This is a genomic window from Jatrophihabitans sp. (assembly GCF_046262535.1).
Lineage (GTDB): Bacteria > Actinomycetota > Actinomycetes > Mycobacteriales > Jatrophihabitantaceae > Jatrophihabitans.
In genome coordinates this window covers 1-16,044 of record NZ_JBHEMO010000024.1, presented here as the reverse complement: position 1 = coordinate 16,044, position 16,044 = coordinate 1, and the positions used below count along the sequence as shown (strand labels likewise).

The 16,044-nt window shown below is 71.1% G+C and carries 17 protein-coding genes; 14 read left to right on the top strand and 3 right to left on the bottom strand.

Translation table 11 applies throughout. The annotated features are described in order from the left end of the window. The first annotated feature begins 15 nt into the window (after window positions 1-15). The 5 genes from hisI (at window position 16) to ABR571_RS03935 (ending at window position 4,307) form a co-directional block, all read left to right on the top strand. Window positions 16-378: a phosphoribosyl-AMP cyclohydrolase gene (hisI, locus tag ABR571_RS03955; RefSeq protein WP_409451889.1), complete on the top strand. Its 363-nt coding sequence runs from the start codon at window positions 16-18 to the stop codon at window positions 376-378. Next, window positions 375-1,877 (top strand): anthranilate synthase component I, encoded by a 1,503-nt coding sequence (locus tag ABR571_RS03950; protein WP_409451888.1) that lies wholly within the window; start codon window positions 375-377, stop codon window positions 1,875-1,877. The genes hisI and ABR571_RS03950 overlap by 4 nt, the downstream gene beginning before the upstream one ends. Further along, window positions 1,874-2,482 (top strand): Trp biosynthesis-associated membrane protein, encoded by a 609-nt coding sequence (locus ABR571_RS03945; RefSeq protein WP_409451887.1) that lies wholly within the window; start codon window positions 1,874-1,876, stop codon window positions 2,480-2,482. The genes ABR571_RS03950 and ABR571_RS03945 overlap by 4 nt, the downstream gene beginning before the upstream one ends. Before the next feature lie 94 nt (window positions 2,483-2,576). After that, complete coding sequence (trpC, locus tag ABR571_RS03940; protein ID WP_409451914.1) at window positions 2,577-3,380, top strand: indole-3-glycerol phosphate synthase TrpC; 804 nt, start codon at window positions 2,577-2,579, stop codon at window positions 3,378-3,380. Between the two features lie 396 nt (window positions 3,381-3,776). Beyond that, the gene (locus ABR571_RS03935) at window positions 3,777-4,307 is read left to right on the top strand and encodes a helix-turn-helix domain-containing protein (RefSeq protein ID WP_409451886.1); all 531 of its coding nucleotides are present in this window, start codon (window positions 3,777-3,779) and stop codon (window positions 4,305-4,307) included. Here ABR571_RS03935 and ABR571_RS03930 read toward each other — a convergent pair. Continuing rightward, window positions 4,304-4,900: a class I SAM-dependent methyltransferase gene (locus tag ABR571_RS03930; RefSeq protein ID WP_409451885.1), complete on the bottom strand. Its 597-nt coding sequence runs from the start codon at window positions 4,898-4,900 to the stop codon at window positions 4,304-4,306. The two genes, ABR571_RS03935 and ABR571_RS03930, sit on opposite strands and share 4 nt — an antisense overlap. 99 nt (window positions 4,901-4,999) lie before the next feature. On the opposite strand from ABR571_RS03930, the gene trpB reads away from it, so the two are divergent. After that, window positions 5,000-6,250 (top strand): tryptophan synthase subunit beta, encoded by a 1,251-nt coding sequence (trpB, locus tag ABR571_RS03925; protein WP_409451884.1) that lies wholly within the window; start codon window positions 5,000-5,002, stop codon window positions 6,248-6,250. Then, window positions 6,247-7,044, top strand: a complete 798-nt coding sequence (trpA, locus tag ABR571_RS03920; protein WP_409451883.1) for a tryptophan synthase subunit alpha — start codon at window positions 6,247-6,249, stop codon at window positions 7,042-7,044. The genes trpB and trpA overlap by 4 nt, the downstream gene beginning before the upstream one ends. Window positions 7,045-7,051: 7 nt before the next feature. Here trpA and ABR571_RS03915 read toward each other — a convergent pair whose 3' ends face one another. After that, the gene (locus ABR571_RS03915) at window positions 7,052-8,032 is read right to left on the bottom strand and encodes a quinone oxidoreductase family protein (RefSeq protein ID WP_409451882.1); all 981 of its coding nucleotides are present in this window, start codon (window positions 8,030-8,032) and stop codon (window positions 7,052-7,054) included. 39 nt (window positions 8,033-8,071) lie between these two features. Between ABR571_RS03915 and lgt the strand changes: the two genes are divergently transcribed. The 7 genes from lgt to ABR571_RS03880 all read left to right on the top strand — a co-directional run bounded on the left by lgt (window position 8,072) and on the right by ABR571_RS03880 (window position 15,812). Beyond that, a complete protein-coding gene (gene lgt, locus ABR571_RS03910) occupies window positions 8,072-8,962 on the top strand; it encodes a prolipoprotein diacylglyceryl transferase (RefSeq protein ID WP_409451881.1) in 891 nt (296 codons plus the stop codon). After that, window positions 8,955-9,686 (top strand): VIT1/CCC1 transporter family protein, encoded by a 732-nt coding sequence (locus ABR571_RS03905; RefSeq protein ID WP_409451880.1) that lies wholly within the window; start codon window positions 8,955-8,957, stop codon window positions 9,684-9,686. Before lgt ends, ABR571_RS03905 begins: the two co-directional genes overlap by 8 nt. An 87-nt stretch (window positions 9,687-9,773) precedes the next feature. Continuing rightward, window positions 9,774-11,936 carry an MMPL family transporter gene (locus ABR571_RS03900; RefSeq protein ID WP_409451879.1) on the top strand — a complete coding sequence of 721 codons (2,163 nt, stop codon included), beginning with the start codon at window positions 9,774-9,776 and terminating at the stop codon, window positions 11,934-11,936. A gap of 64 nt (window positions 11,937-12,000) precedes the next feature. Further along, window positions 12,001-13,023 (top strand): phosphotransferase family protein, encoded by a 1,023-nt coding sequence (locus tag ABR571_RS03895; protein WP_409451878.1) that lies wholly within the window; start codon window positions 12,001-12,003, stop codon window positions 13,021-13,023. 19 nt (window positions 13,024-13,042) lie between these two features. Then, window positions 13,043-14,272, top strand: a complete 1,230-nt coding sequence (locus tag ABR571_RS03890; RefSeq protein WP_409451877.1) for an acyl-CoA dehydrogenase family protein — start codon at window positions 13,043-13,045, stop codon at window positions 14,270-14,272. Beyond that, window positions 14,269-14,853 carry a TetR/AcrR family transcriptional regulator gene (locus ABR571_RS03885; protein WP_409451876.1) on the top strand — a complete coding sequence of 195 codons (585 nt, stop codon included), beginning with the start codon at window positions 14,269-14,271 and terminating at the stop codon, window positions 14,851-14,853. Before ABR571_RS03890 ends, ABR571_RS03885 begins: the two co-directional genes overlap by 4 nt. Continuing rightward, entirely contained in the window at window positions 14,850-15,812 is a 963-nt protein-coding gene (locus ABR571_RS03880) for an LLM class F420-dependent oxidoreductase (RefSeq protein ID WP_409451875.1), read from the top strand. Before ABR571_RS03885 ends, ABR571_RS03880 begins: the two co-directional genes overlap by 4 nt. Here ABR571_RS03880 and ABR571_RS03875 read toward each other — a convergent pair. Continuing rightward, window positions 15,757-16,044: SDR family NAD(P)-dependent oxidoreductase (locus tag ABR571_RS03875; RefSeq protein ID WP_409451874.1), on the bottom strand; the 288-nt coding region annotated here is incomplete at its 5' end. The genes ABR571_RS03880 and ABR571_RS03875 overlap by 56 nt on opposite strands.

The following is a 16,044-nucleotide window of genomic DNA, read 5'->3' as shown; positions in this document are numbered from 1 at the left end:
GGCACAATCGACGGCATGCCGCCGAACGATCCGTCCGATCTCGACCCGTCCGTCGGCGCGCGCCTCAAGCGCGACTCCGCCGGTCTGGTGGCCGCGGTCGTGCAGCAGCACGACACCGGCGAGGTGCTGATGGTCGGCTGGATGGACGACGAGGCGCTGCACCGCACGCTGACAACGGGCCGGGCGACCTACTGGTCGCGGTCCCGTCAGTCCTATTGGGTCAAGGGCGAGACCTCCGGGCACGCGCAGTACGTCAAGTCCGTCGCGCTGGACTGCGACGGCGACGCGCTGCTCGTGCGGGTCGACCAGGTGGGCCCGGCCTGCCACACGGGCGACCGCACCTGCTTCGACGCCGACCCGCTGCCGGTTTCGCAATGAACAGCGTCCCGATCGGTCGCGCCGATCTCGAGCGGTTGGCCGCGACGCACCGCCTGGTGCCGATCACCCGCACGCTGTTCGCCGACGACGAGACACCGGTCGGCGTCTACCGCAAGCTCGCCGCCGGACGTCCGGGCACGTTCCTGCTCGAGTCGGCCGAGCCCGGCGCCTCGTTCTCCCGCTGGTCTTTCGTCGGCGTGAACGCGGCCGCGTGCCTGTCGGTGCTTGACGGGGAGACGTCATGGACCGGCGACGTCCCACCGGGATTGACGACAACGGGAGACCCGTTGGCCGACCTCGGTGCGGCCTGGCGCGCGGTGAAGGGCCCTCGGCTGCCGGGCCTGCCTCCGCTGACCGGTGGCTTCGTCGGCTACCTCGGCTACGACGTGGTACGGCGGATCGAGCGGCTGAAGGACCTGGCCGTCGACGAGCTCGGTCTGCCGGAACTCACGATGCTGCTGGTCACCGACCTGGCCGCCGTCGATCACCATGAATGCACCGTCGTCCTGATCGCCAACGCGTTGCTGCATCCGGCCATGACCGGGGTCGAGCTCGACGACGCCTACGCCGACGCGCTGCGCCGCCTCGACGCCATGCAAGCCGCACTCGCGACGCCGTCGGACCCGACGGTGGCGACGATCGGCGTCGCGCCGCCCAAGGAAGCCAGCTCGCGCACGCCGGCCGGGCAGTACCAGCCTGCGGTCGAGCAGGCGCTCGAGGCGGTACGGGCCGGCGAGGTCTTCCAGATCCAGGTCGGGCAGCGGTTCGTGGCCGAGACGGACGCCGACCCGCTGGACGTCTACCGCGTACTGCGCACGCTGAACCCGTCGCCCTACATGTACTTCCTGCGCACCGCCGACGTCGACATCGTCGGCTGCAGCCCAGAGGCGCTGGTGACCGTGAAGGACGGCCGCGCCGTTCTGCACCCGATCGCCGGTACCCGCCGCCGTGGTGAGACGGCCGAACAGGACGCCGCCCTGGCGGCCGAGCTGGTCAGCGATCCCAAGGAGCAGGCGGAGCACGTGATGCTCGTCGACCTGGCCCGCAACGACCTCGGACGCGTATCGGCGCCCGGTTCGGTCCACGTGGTCGAGTTCGGTGCCGTCGAGCGGTACAGCCACGTGTGGCACATCGTCTCGACCGTGGAGTCCGAAGTGGCCGAGGGCAAGGATGCCTTCGACGTGCTGGTCGCGACGTTCCCGGCCGGCACGCTCACGGGCGCACCCAAGGTGCGGGCGATGGAGTTGATCGAGGAGCTCGAGCCCGTCCGTCGCAACATCTACGGAGGCGCGGTCGGCTACCTCGACGCGGCCGGCGATCTGGACGTCGCGATCGCCATCCGCACCGCCGTGATGCGCGCCGGCAAGGCCTACGTGCAGGCCGCCGCCGGCGTCGTCGCCGACAGCATCCCCGAGAACGAGGAACAGGAGACGCGCAACAAGGCGCGCGCCGTCCTGCAGGCGATCGCGACCGCCGAGACGCTGCGCACGGTGACGTGAACAGGTACCGGCCGTTCGCCGTGGCCCTGCTGCTGCAGCTGCTCGGCGCGGGCGGCGCGTTGCTCGTGGCGGTGCGCACCTGGCAGACGGTGATCACGCCCAGGCCGGCGCCGTCGCACGACGACGTGCTGCACCTGTCGGGACGGACGGTGGACGCGGCGCCCACGGCGCTCGCGTTGGTTGCGCTGGCCGGCGTCGTGGCCGTCCTGGCCACCCGCGGCGTTGCGCGGCGCGGCGTCGGCGCGGTGCTGGCCGTGGTCGGAGCGGGACTGGTGTGGCGGGCGGCGGCGTCCTCCGGCGCCGTCGGGACCCAGCGGGCCCGCGACCTGGTCACGGCCCATCACCCGACCGTGAATGCTGCCGCGGTTGTGCCGCGGATCGCGACGTCCTCCCTGTGGCCGGCGTTGACCGCGGCATGCGGCCTGCTCGTGCTGCTGGCCGGAGCGCTGATCGTCTGGCGCGGGGACACGTGGCAGGTGATGTCGGCGCGGTACGAGGCGCCGGCCGACCCGCAACAGCAGCAGGCGAAGGCGGCGACCGCACTCTGGACCGCTCTGGACCGTGGCGAGGACCCCACCGACCGGTCGCGCGCCGGGGACGATTAGTGCCCACCCGGCCGGTATGTCGGCCGGACACCTCGCTACCCTCGGTCCGAGCGCACCGGCGCGAGCATTGACGGGAGGCGATCCGGTGGCGAGCGTGTTGGACGAGATCGTCGCGGGAGTCCGCAAGGACGTCGCGACCCGCCAGGCTGCGCTGCCCCTGGACGCGGTGAAGGAGCTCGCGGCGGCCGCCCGGCCCGCACGAGACGCGTGGACCGCCCTGCGTGCGCCCGGCGTCGGAGTCATCGCCGAGGTGAAGCGGCGCAGTCCGTCCAAGGGTGAGTTGGCCGTCATCGGGGACCCGGCGGCGCTGGCCGTGCAGTACCAAGCGGGCGGCGCCCGGATGATCAGCGTGCTCACCGAGCAGCGCCGGTTCGGCGGCTCGCTCGACGACCTCGACGCCGTGCGCGCGGCGGTCCAGGTCCCCGTGCTGCGCAAGGACTTCGTGATCGGCTCGTACCAGGTGCACGAAGCCCGGGCGCACGGAGCCGACGTCGTCCTGCTGATCGTCGCCGCGCTCGAGCAGAACGCGCTGATCGGTTTGCGTGAGCGCATCGAGTCGCTGGGCATGACGGCCCTGGTCGAGGTGCACACCGAGGAAGAGGCATCACGTGCGCTCGACGCTGGGGCGAGGGTGATCGGCGTGAACGCGCGCGACCTGCGCACCCTCGACGTCGACCGCTCGACGTTCGAGCGCATCGCCCCCGGACTGCCGAGCGGCGTCGTGAAGATCGCCGAGTCGGGCGTGCGCGGGCCACTCGACCTGATCGAGTACGCCGCCGCCGGCGCCGACGCCGTGCTCGTGGGTGAGACGCTGGTGACCGGCGCCGATCCGCGCCACGCCGTCGCCGAGCTGGTGACCGCCGGCGCCCATCCGGCGACGCCACGCCCGTCGCGCTAGGCGCGCGTCCCTCCGCCCGCGTGCCGCCGTGGCGCTCGGCTCCAGGGTGCGCACATGGTCCGGCTCCGGCGCCCCCGATACAAAGTGCTGTTCCAGCGCCTTTGCTTTGCGCAGTCCCGCTGAGCACCCGCTCACCCTCACTGAGCAGAGCAAAGCTCCGCTCGCTCATCCTGACTGAGCAGAGCAAAGGCCCGCCCGCTCATCCCGACTGAGCAGAGCAAAGCAAAGCCACCGTTTTGCTCTGCTCAGGGGGGCGGAGGGCTTGCTCAGTCGGAGTTAGCAGAGCAAAGGCGCCGGAACTGTTGTATGGGCGGCGGCATGTGGACAACGGCCGCGTCGTCCACAGATCGCTCCGGCCGGTGGCGCCCCACGCGGCGGCCCTGACATCGTCCGCGCATGAGCGAGGGCAAGGGATTCGAGCTCAGCGGCTACCCGCTGAGCGGCATCGTCCGCCGAGTGCGGCGCGCCGCCGACTTCAGTCAACGGGAACTGGCGAAGCACGCCCACGTGAGCCCCTCGGCGATCGCCCAGATCGAGACGGGCGCCGTCACGCCCAGCCTTCCCAACCTCCAGCGCATCCTCAACGCCGCGAACTATCGGTTGGCCGTCGTGGATGTCGACGGCCACCTGGTCGTGCCGCTCGAGGTATGGCAGGACGTGGCGGACGGTGCCGGTCGCCGCTATCCGGCGCACCTCGACACGATCCTCGATCCGGTGTTCGGCGACTGGTGGGCCGACGGCTTCGGCCTGGCCCGCCCACCCGAGACCTTCAGACGCAACCGCACCTATCGCGACTACGAGCGTCGACGCAGCCAATGGGAGGTGCGATCGAGCAAGTTCCGCCACGCTCCGCACCCGCAGCTGCCTCGGGGCTGGCAGCCGGGCGACCAGTGGCGCGCGGAACCCGACGGCGGCGACGCGGCCTAGTCCGACGGCGTGCGCAGCACCGTGACCGCCCAGCCCGCATCCGACCGCCACGGCCGCAGGTCCCACGTGGCGAAACGGTGCTCCACCGCAAGGCCGACCGCCTCGGCATCCCGGTCCAGATCGCCGACGCCGTAGTCGCGGTCGGTGGCGAAGCCGGTCACCACAGCGCCGTCGGGACGGACGTGGGCCGCGACCCGATCGAGCACGTCACGCTCCGAACCGGGCGCCACGAACACGAGGACGTTCCCGGCCAGGACCGCGAGGTCGAACGGTTCCTCGGCCAGCTCGAGCGACGCCAGATCGGCCACGAGCCAGCGCGGACCGGGATGGTCCGCCTCAGCCGCCTCGATCAGGGCCGGATCGACGTCGACCCCGACGACCGTGTGCCCGCGCGCGTGCAGGGCCGCGCCCACCCGGCCCGGCCCGCAGCCGGCGTCGACCACCCGGGCCTCGCGCGGCAGCATCGCGTCGACGAACCGGGCCTCCCCGTCCAGATCATCGCCGGCGGCGGCCAGCCGCCGGAAGCGCTCGATGTACCAGGCCGAATGGCCCTCGTCGTACTCGGTGAACCAGCGGGGACGGGGTTCGGACACGCTCGGTAGGCTACGGCCATGGATTCGACGCGGCGCCTCTTCGACGGACGATGGCACGGCTGACGCCGCCCTCGTCCCTTCGCGTCCTGGAGTCCGCACATGTCCGCTTCCGTTCCTGATGCCACCGGCCACTTCGGCCCCTACGGCGGCCGCTTCGTTCCCGAGGCGCTGGTCGCCGCGATCGACGACCTGACCGCCGCCTTCCACGAGACCCAGGCCGACCCGGCCTTCCGCGCCGAGCTCGCCCGGTTGCTGCACGACTACACCGGCCGGCCGTCACCACTCACCGATGTGCCGAAGTTCGCCGAGCACGCCGGGGGCGCCCGCATCCTGCTCAAGCGGGAAGACCTCAACCACACCGGCTCGCACAAGATCAACAACGTGCTGGGTCAGGCCCTGCTCACCCAGAAGATCGGCAAGAAGCGGGTCATCGCCGAGACCGGCGCCGGGCAGCACGGCGTCGCGACCGCGACCGCCGCCGCGCTGCTCGGCCTCGACTGCGTGGTCTACATGGGCGAGGAGGACACCCGCCGCCAGGCCCTCAACGTCGCCCGGATGCGGCTGCTCGGCGCCGAGGTCGTGCCCGTGACCACCGGCTCGCGCACTCTCAAGGACGCCATCAACGAAGCGATGCGCGACTGGGTCACCAACGTCGAGACCACGAACTACGTGTTCGGGACGGTGGCCGGCCCGCACCCGTTCCCGCTGATGGTGCGCGAGTACCAGCGGGTCATCGGCGACGAGGCCCGCGAACAGGTCCTCGAGCGGTGCGGCCGGCTGCCCGACGCGGTCGCGGCCTGCGTCGGCGGCGGATCGAACGCCATCGGCATCTTCACCGCGTTCGTGCCCGACGCCGACGTGCAGCTCTACGGGTTCGAGGCGGGCGGCGACGGGGTCGAGACCGGCCGGCACGCCGCGTCGATCACCGGCGGGTTGCCGGGAGTCCTGCACGGCGCGCGCTCGTACTTGCTGCAGGACGACAACGGCCAGACCATCGAGTCCCACTCCATCTCGGCCGGCCTCGACTACCCGGGCGTCGGTCCCGAGCACTCCTACTTGCACGACCTCGGCCGGGCGCAGTACCGCCCGATCACCGATGCCCAGGCCATGGAGGCGTTCTCCCTGTTGGCCCGCAGCGAGGGGATCATCCCGGCCATCGAGTCGGCCCACGCACTGGCCGGTGCCCTCGACCTCGGCCGCGAACTCGGCCCGGACGCGATCATCCTGGTCAACCTGTCCGGCCGCGGCGACAAGGACGTCGAGACCGCGTCACGCTGGTTCGGGCTCACCCCGGCCGAGCCGCAGGCCGCGGGCGCGCAACCCGGCGGTCCCGAGGGCGTGACCCCGTGACCGCGCTGTCCGACGCGCTCGCCAAGGCCAAGGCCGACAACCGGGCCGCGCTCATCGGCTACCTCCCGGTCGGGTACCCGTCCGTCGACGTCTCGATCGACGCCATGCGTGCGCTCGTCGCCGGCGGCTGCGACATCGTCGAGGTCGGCGTGCCGTACAGCGACCCGGTGATGGACGGCCCCACGATCCAGCGGGCCACCGAACAGGCCGTCCGCGACGGGGTCGGCATGACCGACGCGCTCCGGGCGGTGTCGGCTGTGGTCGAGGCCGGCGGGGCCGCCGTCACGATGGGGTACTGGAACCAGGTCGACCGGTTCGGCGTGCATCGCTTCGCTACCGAGCTCGCGGCCGCCGGCGGGTCCGGCGCCATCACCCCGGACCTCATCCCCGACGAGGCGGGCGAGTGGCTCGCCGCCAGCGACGAGACCGGCCTCGACCGGATCTTCCTGGTCGCCCCGTCCTCGACTGACGCGCGCATCGTGTCGACGGCGGCCGCGTCCCGAGGGTTCGTCTACGCCGCGGCGGTCATGGGCGTCACCGGTGCCCGGACCAGCGTCGACGACACGGCGGCCACGCTCGTCAGCCGCTTCCGTTCGCTCGCGCCCGAGATCCCGGTCTGCGTCGGTCTCGGAGTCTCCAACGGTGACCAGGCTGCCGAGGTCGCCGCCTTCGCCGACGGCGTCATCGTGGGCTCGGCGCTCGTCCGCTGCCTGCTCGACTCACCGGACAGCGGGGGAGTGGCGACCGTCCAGGCCCTCACCGAGGATCTCGCCGCCGGCGTCCGCCGCCGCTGAGGCCGGATCAGGGCACGATCAGCAGCTTGCCGGTCGTGGCCCGTCCCTCGAGATCGCGGTACGCCTGGCCGGCCTCGTCCAATCCGTACCGCCCGCTGATCTCGACCCGCAGCTCGCCCGAGGCGATCGCGCGGAAGAGGTCGCCGGAGCGCCACAAGAGCTCGTCGCGGTCGGCGACGTAGTGGTCCAGCGTCGGCCGGGTGACGAACAGCGAGCCGGCGGGGTTGAGCCGCTGCAGGTCGAACGGCGGCACCTGCCCGCTGGCCGCGCCGAACAGGGCGAGCAGGCCACGCCGGCGAAGTGAACCCAGCGACGCCTCGAAGGTCGCCTTGCCCACCCCGTCGTAAGCCACGTCCACGCCTTCGGGGACGATTTCGCGAACGGCGGCGGCCAGGTCGTCGACGTCGTCGTAGCGGATCACGTCGTCGGCGCCGGCTGCGGTGGCGACGTCCACCTTCGCCGCGCTGCCGACGGTGGCCACGACCCGGGCGCCCTTGGCCTTGGCCAGCTGCACGAGCAGCTGTCCGACGCCGCCGGCCGCGGCGTGCACGAGTGCGACCTCTCCGGCCCTCAGCGGATACGTCGAGTTGACCAGGTAGTGGGCAGTCATCCCCTGCAGCATCGCCGCGGCGGCCACGTCCAGGGCGACCCCGTCGGCCACGGGGACGGCTGCGGATTCGGCGACGACCGCGTGCGACGCGTGCGTGCCCGCACCACTTGCGGTGGCCACGTGGTCACCCACCGATACGTCCACCACCCCCGGGCCGACCGCGGTCACCGTTCCGGCGCACTCGCTGCCCAGCACGAACGGGGTCGTGACGGGGTAGATGCCTTCGCGCTGGTAGACGTCCTTGAAATTGACGCCGGACGCCGCCACTTCGACGACCAGCTCGCCGGCGTCGGGCTCGGGCATCGGCCGGGTCTGGACCTCCAGCACGTCGGGCCCGCCCGGCTCGCGGACCACCAGTGCACGCACGTCATCAGCCATACGTCCAACCTAATCATCGGCGACGGCTACCGTGAGCGGGTGCAGCTCGCCTCGATACCCAGCCCGTCACACAGTGTCTGGCACCTCGGCCCGCTGCCGATCCGGGCCTACGCCCTGTGCATCATCGCCGGCATCCTGGTGGCGATCTGGCTGACCACCCGGCGTTGGGTCGAGCGGCGCGGCAACCCCGACCACGTGTGGGACATCGCCGGCTGGGCCATCGTCCTCGGTATCCTGGGCGGCCGGATCTATCACGTGCTCACCGACCCCGAGCTGTACTTCAGTGCCGGCCGCCACCCCATCGACGCGGTCAAGATCTGGGACGGCGGGCTCGGGATCTGGGGCGCGATCGCGCTGGGCGCGGTCGGCGCCTGGATCGGTTGCCGCCGCCGCAACATCAGCCTGGCCGTGTTCGCCGACGCGGCCGTGCCGGGCGTGGTGTTCGCGCAGGCCATCGGGCGCTGGGGCAACTGGTTCAACAACGAGCTCTACGGCCGGGCCACGAATCTGCCGTGGAAGCTGCAGATCCACTGCCTCGACATCGATGTCGGCCATGCGACGAACTGCCCCGGCACGAACAGCACGGTGCTCGGGTATTTCCATCCGACGTTCCTGTACGAATCGCTGTGGGACGTCGCGGTCGGCGTGGCGCTGCTCCTCATCGACCGGCGGTTGCGGCTGGGTCGCGGCAACGTGATGGCGCTCTACGTCATGGGCTACACCGTCGGGCGCGCGTGGATCGAGGCGATGCGCACCGACCACGCCAATCACTTCCTCGGCCTGCGGCTGAACGACTGGACGAGTCTCGTCGTCTTCCTGGGCGGCCTGGCCTGGTTCATCAGCCACGACGGATTCAAGGCCGAGCGGGAGAGCAGCCCGTACCCCAACGAGCCGGATCCGGAGCCGGCCGAGGTGAGCGCCGATGAGTGACGCGGTGGCCAACCTGTCCGACCGGCCCGATCCGGAGATCCACCACCAGCACCGCGACGTCAGCGGCGGGTGGCTGCGTCCCACCGTCTTCGGGATGATGGACGGCCTGGTCTCCAACTTCGCGCTGATCGCCGGCGTCGCCGGGGCGTCGGCCAGCTCCTCGTCGGTCGCCCTGGCCGGCTGGGCTGGCCTCGTCGGCGGTGCGTTCTCGATGGCCACCGGCGAGTACGTGTCGGTGCAGAGCCAGAACGAGTCGACCCATGCCGAGCTCGAGGTCGAACGGCACGAGCTGAAGCACAACGCGGGCGCCGAGCTGGCCGAGCTGGCCCAGATGTACGTCGCCCGCGGGGTGGAACCCGAGCTGGCCGAGCAGGTCGCCCGTCAGCTCTCGCGCGACCCCGAACAAGCCCTGCTGATTCACGCCCAGGAGGAGCTCGGCGTCGACCCGACCCAGCTGCCGAGCCCGTGGACGGCCGCCGGGTCGTCGCTGCTCGCGTTCAGCATCGGCGCCCTGCTCCCGCTGCTGCCCTACGCGCTGGGCGCGCACTCGCTGTGGCTGTCGGGCATCCTAGCCGTCCTCGCCCTGTTCGCCGCGGGAGCCGGCGCCGCCCGGTTCACCAGCCGGAACTGGGCGTACTCCGGCGGCCGGCAATTGCTGCTCGGCGTGATCGCCGCAGCTGTGACATATGGGGTGGGTTCGATTTTCCACGCCACGACAGGCTGAGCGAAAGCGCCGAAAGCGGCTGCGCGATGTCAGCCGCCGTCCCTAGACTTCCGGCAATCATTGGGGGCAACGGCACAGGGGGAAATCGTGCGGCGCTGGGCGGAGTTCGTTCTGCACCACCGGAAAGTCGTCATCGGCATCTGGCTGCTGGTGATCATCGGCGGCGGCGCGGCCGCCGGCAAGGTGAACAACCGTCTGACGGTCGACTTCTCGCTGCCGGGCCAGCCCGGCACCGAGGCGGCGCACAAGATCAAGGCCCTGGTCGGCAACGGGGGTGACACGAACCCGTACGTCGTGACGGTCACCGCTCCGGCCGGGCAGAAGATCACGGGCAACGAGGCCAAGGTCGCCGCGACGTTCGACGCGATCGCGAAGAACGTCCCGGGCCTGCGCGTCGTCGACGAGGCCAACACCGGCGACAAGGCGTTCCGGACGAAGGACGACCGCACCTCGTACGCCCTCGTCTTCTACCGCTTCAATCCGTCACCGTCGGCCAAGCTGCTGACCACGCCCATCCGGCAAAGCGCCGAGGCGGCGGCCAAGCCGTTCGGTGGCACGGTCGGGGTGACGGGCGAGGACACCCTCGCCGTCGGCGACGACAGCGGTGGCCCGGGCGTTCTGGGTGAGACGTTGCTGGGCGCCGTCGGCGCACTGGCGGTGCTCGTTTTCGTCTTTGGCTCGTTCCTGGCCTTCCTGCCGCTGATCGTCGCGGCGGCCTCGATCATGGCGACCTTCCTGCTGCTCCTGCCGATCACCTACCTCACCGACGTGTCGTTCATCGTCGAATTCCTCGTGGCGCTGGTCGGGCTGGGCGTCGCGATCGACTACTCCTTGCTGCTCGTCACCCGATGGCGCGAGGAACGCGATCGCGGCAAGGAGAACCACGAGGCGGTGGTCGCCGCGATGGAGACGGCCGGCCATGCGGTGTTGTTCAGCGGCATCACCGTGGCCATCGGTCTGCTCGCCCTCGTGGTCCTCCCGGTGCCGTTCATGCGCAGCATGGGCTACGGCGGCGCCCTCATCCCACTGGCCAGCGTCCTGACCACGCTGAGTTTCACGCCGGCGATCCTGGCCGGCATCGGGCCTAAGGTCGACTGGCCCCGGATCCGGCACGAGGACCGGGCCAGCCGGGTGTGGAGCCGCTGGGCGCGCCTGATCGTCCGCCGCCGGTGGATCGCCGCCATCACCGCCCTGGCTGCGCTCGGGGTGCTGGTCGGGGTCCTGTTCGGCATCAAGGTCGGTCAGGCGTCCTCCGGCTCGCTGGCCAGCAGCGGACCGGCCTACGACTCCCTGCAGCTGCTGAAGGACGGTGGTCGGTCCACCGGGCGGCTCACGCCCATCGAAGTGCTGGCCAAGAGCGACGACGCCAAGCAGATCGCGTCCGACCTCGGCCAGGTCGACGGGGTCGACGACGTGCTGGTGCCGACCGGGCCGGCGAGCAATCGCAACGGTCAGACGGTGCTGGTCGTCCTGCCCCAGCAGGAGACGGTGAACTCCAAGAGCGTGGGCGTGGTCACACGCGTCAAGGACGCTACGAAGCACATGACCGGCGTGCTCGGCGTAACCGGTCTGGGGGCCGCGCAGATCGACTTCCTGCACGCGGTGTACGCGAACTTCCCGTTGATGCTGCTGCTGATCGCCGCGCTGACCTACATCCTGTTGGCCCGCGCGTTCCGATCACTGCTGCTGCCGCTGAAGGCGGTCCTGCTGAACATCGTGTCGCTGGCGGCGACGCTGGGCCTGATGGTCCTGTTCTGGCAGGACGGGCACGGGTCGAACGCGATCTTCGGCATCCATGGAACCGGCGCGGTCACGTTCTGGATTCCGATGATGATCTTCGCATTCCTGTTCGGCCTGTCCATGGACTACGAGGTCTTCATCCTGTCCCGCGTGCGCGAGGAGTACGACGCGGGCCGGTCGACCGACGAAGCGGTGATCGAGGGCATCGGCCGCACCGGCCGGTTGGTGACGTGCGCGGCGCTGATCCTGTTCCTCGCCTTCGCCGCGCTGGCGTCCGGGCCGGGGACCGACCTGAAGACCCTCGCCACCGGGCTCGGCATCGGCATCCTGCTGGACGCGACGATCGTGCGGTCGGTTCTCGTGCCGTCGCTCGTGTCGCTGTTCGGCTCGTGGAACTGGTACCTGCCCGAGGGTGTCGCGCGCCTGCTGAGGGTCGAGCCGTCGCACGGCCACGCCGAGCGACGCGATCCCGACCCGAATTCCGAGCGGGAACCGGCTCCCGTCGGCTGATCTGCGCGAGGCCTCGGGTACTGACCCTTGACCGACCGACCGGTCGGTCTCTAGGGTCGGCCGGGTGACTGCTGAGCTGCCCGGCGTCGACCTGCCGGCGCTGACCGAATGGCTGGACGCACATCACCCGGAGCTGCGACGCGGCGAGCTGAGCGGCACGGTCATTGCCGGCGGCAAGTCCAATCTGACCTACCGGATCACCGACGGGCACACCACCTGGGCGCTGCGCCGCCCGCCGCTGGCCCACGTCCTGCCGACGGCGCACGACATGATCCGCGAGTTCCGGGTGATCAGTGCGCTGGCCGACACGGCTGTTCCCGTGGCTCCGGCCGTCGCGCTGTGCGAGGACCCCGACGTCCTCGGCGCGCCGTTCTACCTGATGGGCTTCGTCGACGGCGTCGTCCTCGACAAGCCCCCGCTGCTGGCCGCACTCGACCCGGCCGATGCGACCCGCTCGTGCGAGTTGCTGATGCACACGCTGGCCGACCTGCACGAGGTCGACCCGCTGTCGATAGGGCTGGGGGAGTTCGGCCGGCCCGACGGATTCCTGGCCCGGCAGGTCCGGCGCTGGCATCAGCAGTGGCAGGCTTCGGAAACCCGGCCGCTCGACGTGCTGGCCGCCACGGTCGAGAGGTTGACGTCGACACTGCCCGAGCAGTCGGCCCCGGCGATCGTGCACGGCGACTACCGGCTCACCAACGTGATGTACACGCCGGCCATCGATCGGATCGCCGCCGTCGTCGACTGGGAAATGGCGACGCTGGGCGATCCGCTCACCGACGTGGGCCTACTGGTCGTCTACCAGGACCTCGCCCAGCAGGGCGACACGATCATGCCGCAGATGCTGCCCGAGCGCGGGTTTCTCACCGCCGCTCAGATGGTGGCCCGATACGCGGAGCGCTCGCCGCGCGACCTGACCCACCTGAACTGGTACATCGGGTTCGGCTACTTCAAGCTCGCGGTCGTCGCCGAGGGCATCCATCACCGCTTCCTCGCCGGCAAGACAGTCGGCGAGGGTTTCGACCACTTCGGCGCGGCCGTGCCGATGCTGCTGCAGGCCGCGCTGCACGCGCTGGCCGGCCGCTGACCCCGATCAGGAGAGCCACATGGACTTTGCCTTCAGCGACCGTTCGCAGGTTTTGCAGGAGGACGTCCGCGCGTTCCTCGACGACTCGGTCTACCCGGCCGAGCACCTGTTCGAGGAACAGGCCGCGGCCAACCGCGCAGCCGGCACCCCGTTCCGAACGCCCGAGGTGCTGGCCGGGCTGAAGGACGAGGCCCGCAAGCGCGGCTTGTGGAACCTCTTCCTGCCCGACCGCGAGCACGGCGCCGGGCTGTCGGTCGTCGACTACGCCCCGATCGCCGAACTGTCCGGCCGGTCGGCCGCGATCGCGCCTGAGGCGATGAACTGCTCGGCCCCGGACACCGGCAACATGGAGCTGCTGGCCATGTTCGCGAGCGACCAGCAGCGCAAGGACTGGCTCGAGCCGCTGCTGCAGGGCGAGATCCGCTCGTGCTTCTCGATGACCGAGCCGGACGTCGCGTCCTCGGACGCAACGAACATCGCGCTCGGCATCACCGCCGACGGCGACAGCTACGTCGTCGACGGCCGCAAGTGGTGGTCGACCGGCGCCATGCGGCCCGAGTGCAAGGTCGCGATCGTGATGGGGGTCAGCGACCCCGAGGCGGCGAAGTACCAGCGCCACTCGATGATCCTCGTCCCGCTCGACACACCGGGCGTGAAGATCGAGCGGTCGACCACCGTCTACGGCTACGACGACGGCCCGCACGGCGGCCACGGCGTCATCCATTACGACAAGGTGCGGGTCCCGCGGGAGAACCTGCTCGGGCCGAAGGGCGGCGGGTTCATGATGGCGCAGGCCCGGCTCGGACCGGGCCGGATCCATCACTGCATGCGCTCGCTCGGCATGGCCGAACGGGCGATCGAGCTGATGTGCCAGCGGGCGGTTTCGCGGTCGACGTTCGGCCAGCCGATCGCCAAGCACGGGGTCGTGCAGGAGTGGATCGCCGAGTCGCGCCTCGCAGTGGACCAGGCCCGGCTGCTCGTGCTCAACGCCGCGTGGCTGATCGACACCGTCGGGGTGCGCAACGCGCGTACCGAGATCGCATCGATCAAGGTCGCCGCGCCCCGGGCGGCGTCCTACGTGCTCGACCGGGCGGTGCAGGTCTTCGGTGCGGCCGGGGTTTCGTCCGACGTCCCGCTGGCGGCCATGTGGGCGCAGCTGCGCACGCTGCATCTGGCCGACGGGCCCGACGAGGTGCACCTGCGCTCGGTGGCCCGCGAGGAGCTGCGCAAGCACGGCCCGACGCCGTGACCGCCGCTCCGGACGCCCGGGAGCGGGTGCTGGACGCGGCGGTCGAGCTGTTCGCCCAGCAGGGCTTCGACGGGACCAGCGTCAGCCAGGTGATCACCCGCGCCGGGGTGGCCAAGGGCGGCTTCTACCACCACTTCGCCAGCAAGGAGGCGCTGCTCTACGAGGTCTACGGCGACCTCATCGGCCGCCAGCTCGACGGCATGGACGAGATCCTCCGGCGTCAACTGTCCCCGGCCGACACCCTGCGGGCCCTCATCGCCGACCTGGTCGTCACCACGGCCGCCAGCGCCCGTCCCGCGCTGGTGTTCTGGCGCGAGATGAACCGGCTGGGCGACGAGCGCACGGCGCAGTACCGGCAGGCCCGGCGCCGCTACCACGACACGGTCCGGCGGCTGATCCGCGACGCCCAGACAGCGGGGGAGTTCGCGAGCGTGGCCAGTGCCGACACGGTGACGTTCACGATCTTCGGCTTCGTCAACGAGCTGCCGCTCTGGTACAAGCCGACGGGCCGCAAGCGCCCGGCCCAACTCGCCGACGAGCTCGCCGACCTCGTCCTCGCCGCATTGGAGACGTCCGCATGACCCAGCGATGGGGACTCACGATCCCGTTGACCGGGGTGCCGCTCGCCGAGCACGCCGAGATCATCCGCGCGCTGCCCGACCTCGGCTACACCGACGTCTGGTCGGCCGAGACCAACGGAACCGACGCCTTCACCCCCCTGGCGCTGGCCGCGGCGTGGGAGCCGACGCTGCGTCTCGGCACCGCCATCGTTCCCGTCTACACCCGCGGCCCGGCGTTGATCGCCATGTCGGCGGCGGCCTTGGCCGCTGCTGCTCCCGGCCGGTTCGTGCTCGGCCTGGGCGCGTCCAGCCCGGTGATCGTCGGCAACTGGAATGGCATCGCGTTCGAGGAACCGTACAAGCGCAGCCGCGACGTCCTGCGGGCGGTCAAGACGGCGCTGGCCGGCGGGCGGGTCGACGGCGAATTCGACTCGTTCACGATCAAGCGGTTCAAGCTCGAGCAGGCGCCGACCCCGCCGCCGGCGATCGTGCTCGCCGCGCTGCGCCCGCAGATGCTCCGGTTGGCTGGCCGGGAAGCCGACGGCGCGATCCTCAACTGGTTGGCCAGCACCGACGTCCCGACCTGCACCGCCGCCGTCGGCAACCCCGACGCCGAGGTCGTCGCCCGGATCTTCGTCTGCCCGACCGAGGACTCCGAGTTCGCCCGCAACATCGGCAAGCTGCTCATCTCGACCTACCTCACCGTGCCGGCCTACGCCGCCTTCCATGACTGGCTGGGCCGGGGCGAGATCCTGAAGCCTATGCACGAGGCCTGGGCGGCGGGCGATCGGGCGGGCGCCGCTGCGGCGATTCCGGACGAGGTGATCGACGCGCTGGTGGTGCACGGCAGCCCGCAGGCGTGCCGTGAGCACGTGCAGGCGTATGTGGACGCGGGCGTGCAGACGCCGGCGATCGCGCTGCTGCCTACGCCGGCCGGCCCACCGACCCTCGACCTGCTCTGCGCACTCGGGAGGAGCTGACATGCAGATCACCGGCGGCCAGCGGGTCCATCAGCAGCGGGGTGGCCACCCCCATCGGACAGAGCACGCTGACCCCGATCCCCTGATCGCCGTAGGTGACGGCCAGCCACTCGGCCAGGGCCACCGCGCCGTGCTTGGTGACGGTGTACGGCGCATCGCCCGGCGAGGTCAGCAGGCCGGCGGCCGAGGCGGTGTTGAGCAGCCAGCCCTCGCCGCGCACGAGCATCGAGGG

Bases quoted from the DNA above. Each gene is read 5' to 3' on its own strand.
- ABR571_RS03950 (WP_409451888.1), top strand. From the start codon at position 375: ATGAACAGCGTCCCGATCGGTCGCGCCGATCTCGAGCGGTTGGCCGCG.
- ABR571_RS03935 (WP_409451886.1), top strand. From the start codon at position 3,777: ATGAGCGAGGGCAAGGGATTCGAGCTCAGCGGCTACCCGCTGAGCGGC.
- hisI (WP_409451889.1), top strand. From the start codon at position 16: ATGCCGCCGAACGATCCGTCCGATCTCGACCCGTCCGTCGGCGCGCGC.
- ABR571_RS03905 (WP_409451880.1), top strand. From the start codon at position 8,955: ATGAGTGACGCGGTGGCCAACCTGTCCGACCGGCCCGATCCGGAGATC.
- ABR571_RS03915 (WP_409451882.1), bottom strand. From the start codon at position 8,032: ATGGCTGATGACGTGCGTGCACTGGTGGTCCGCGAGCCGGGCGGGCCC.
- ABR571_RS03880 (WP_409451875.1), top strand. From the start codon at position 14,850: ATGACCCAGCGATGGGGACTCACGATCCCGTTGACCGGGGTGCCGCTC.
- trpB (WP_409451884.1), top strand. From the start codon at position 5,000: ATGTCCGCTTCCGTTCCTGATGCCACCGGCCACTTCGGCCCCTACGGC.
- ABR571_RS03890 (WP_409451877.1), top strand. From the start codon at position 13,043: ATGGACTTTGCCTTCAGCGACCGTTCGCAGGTTTTGCAGGAGGACGTC.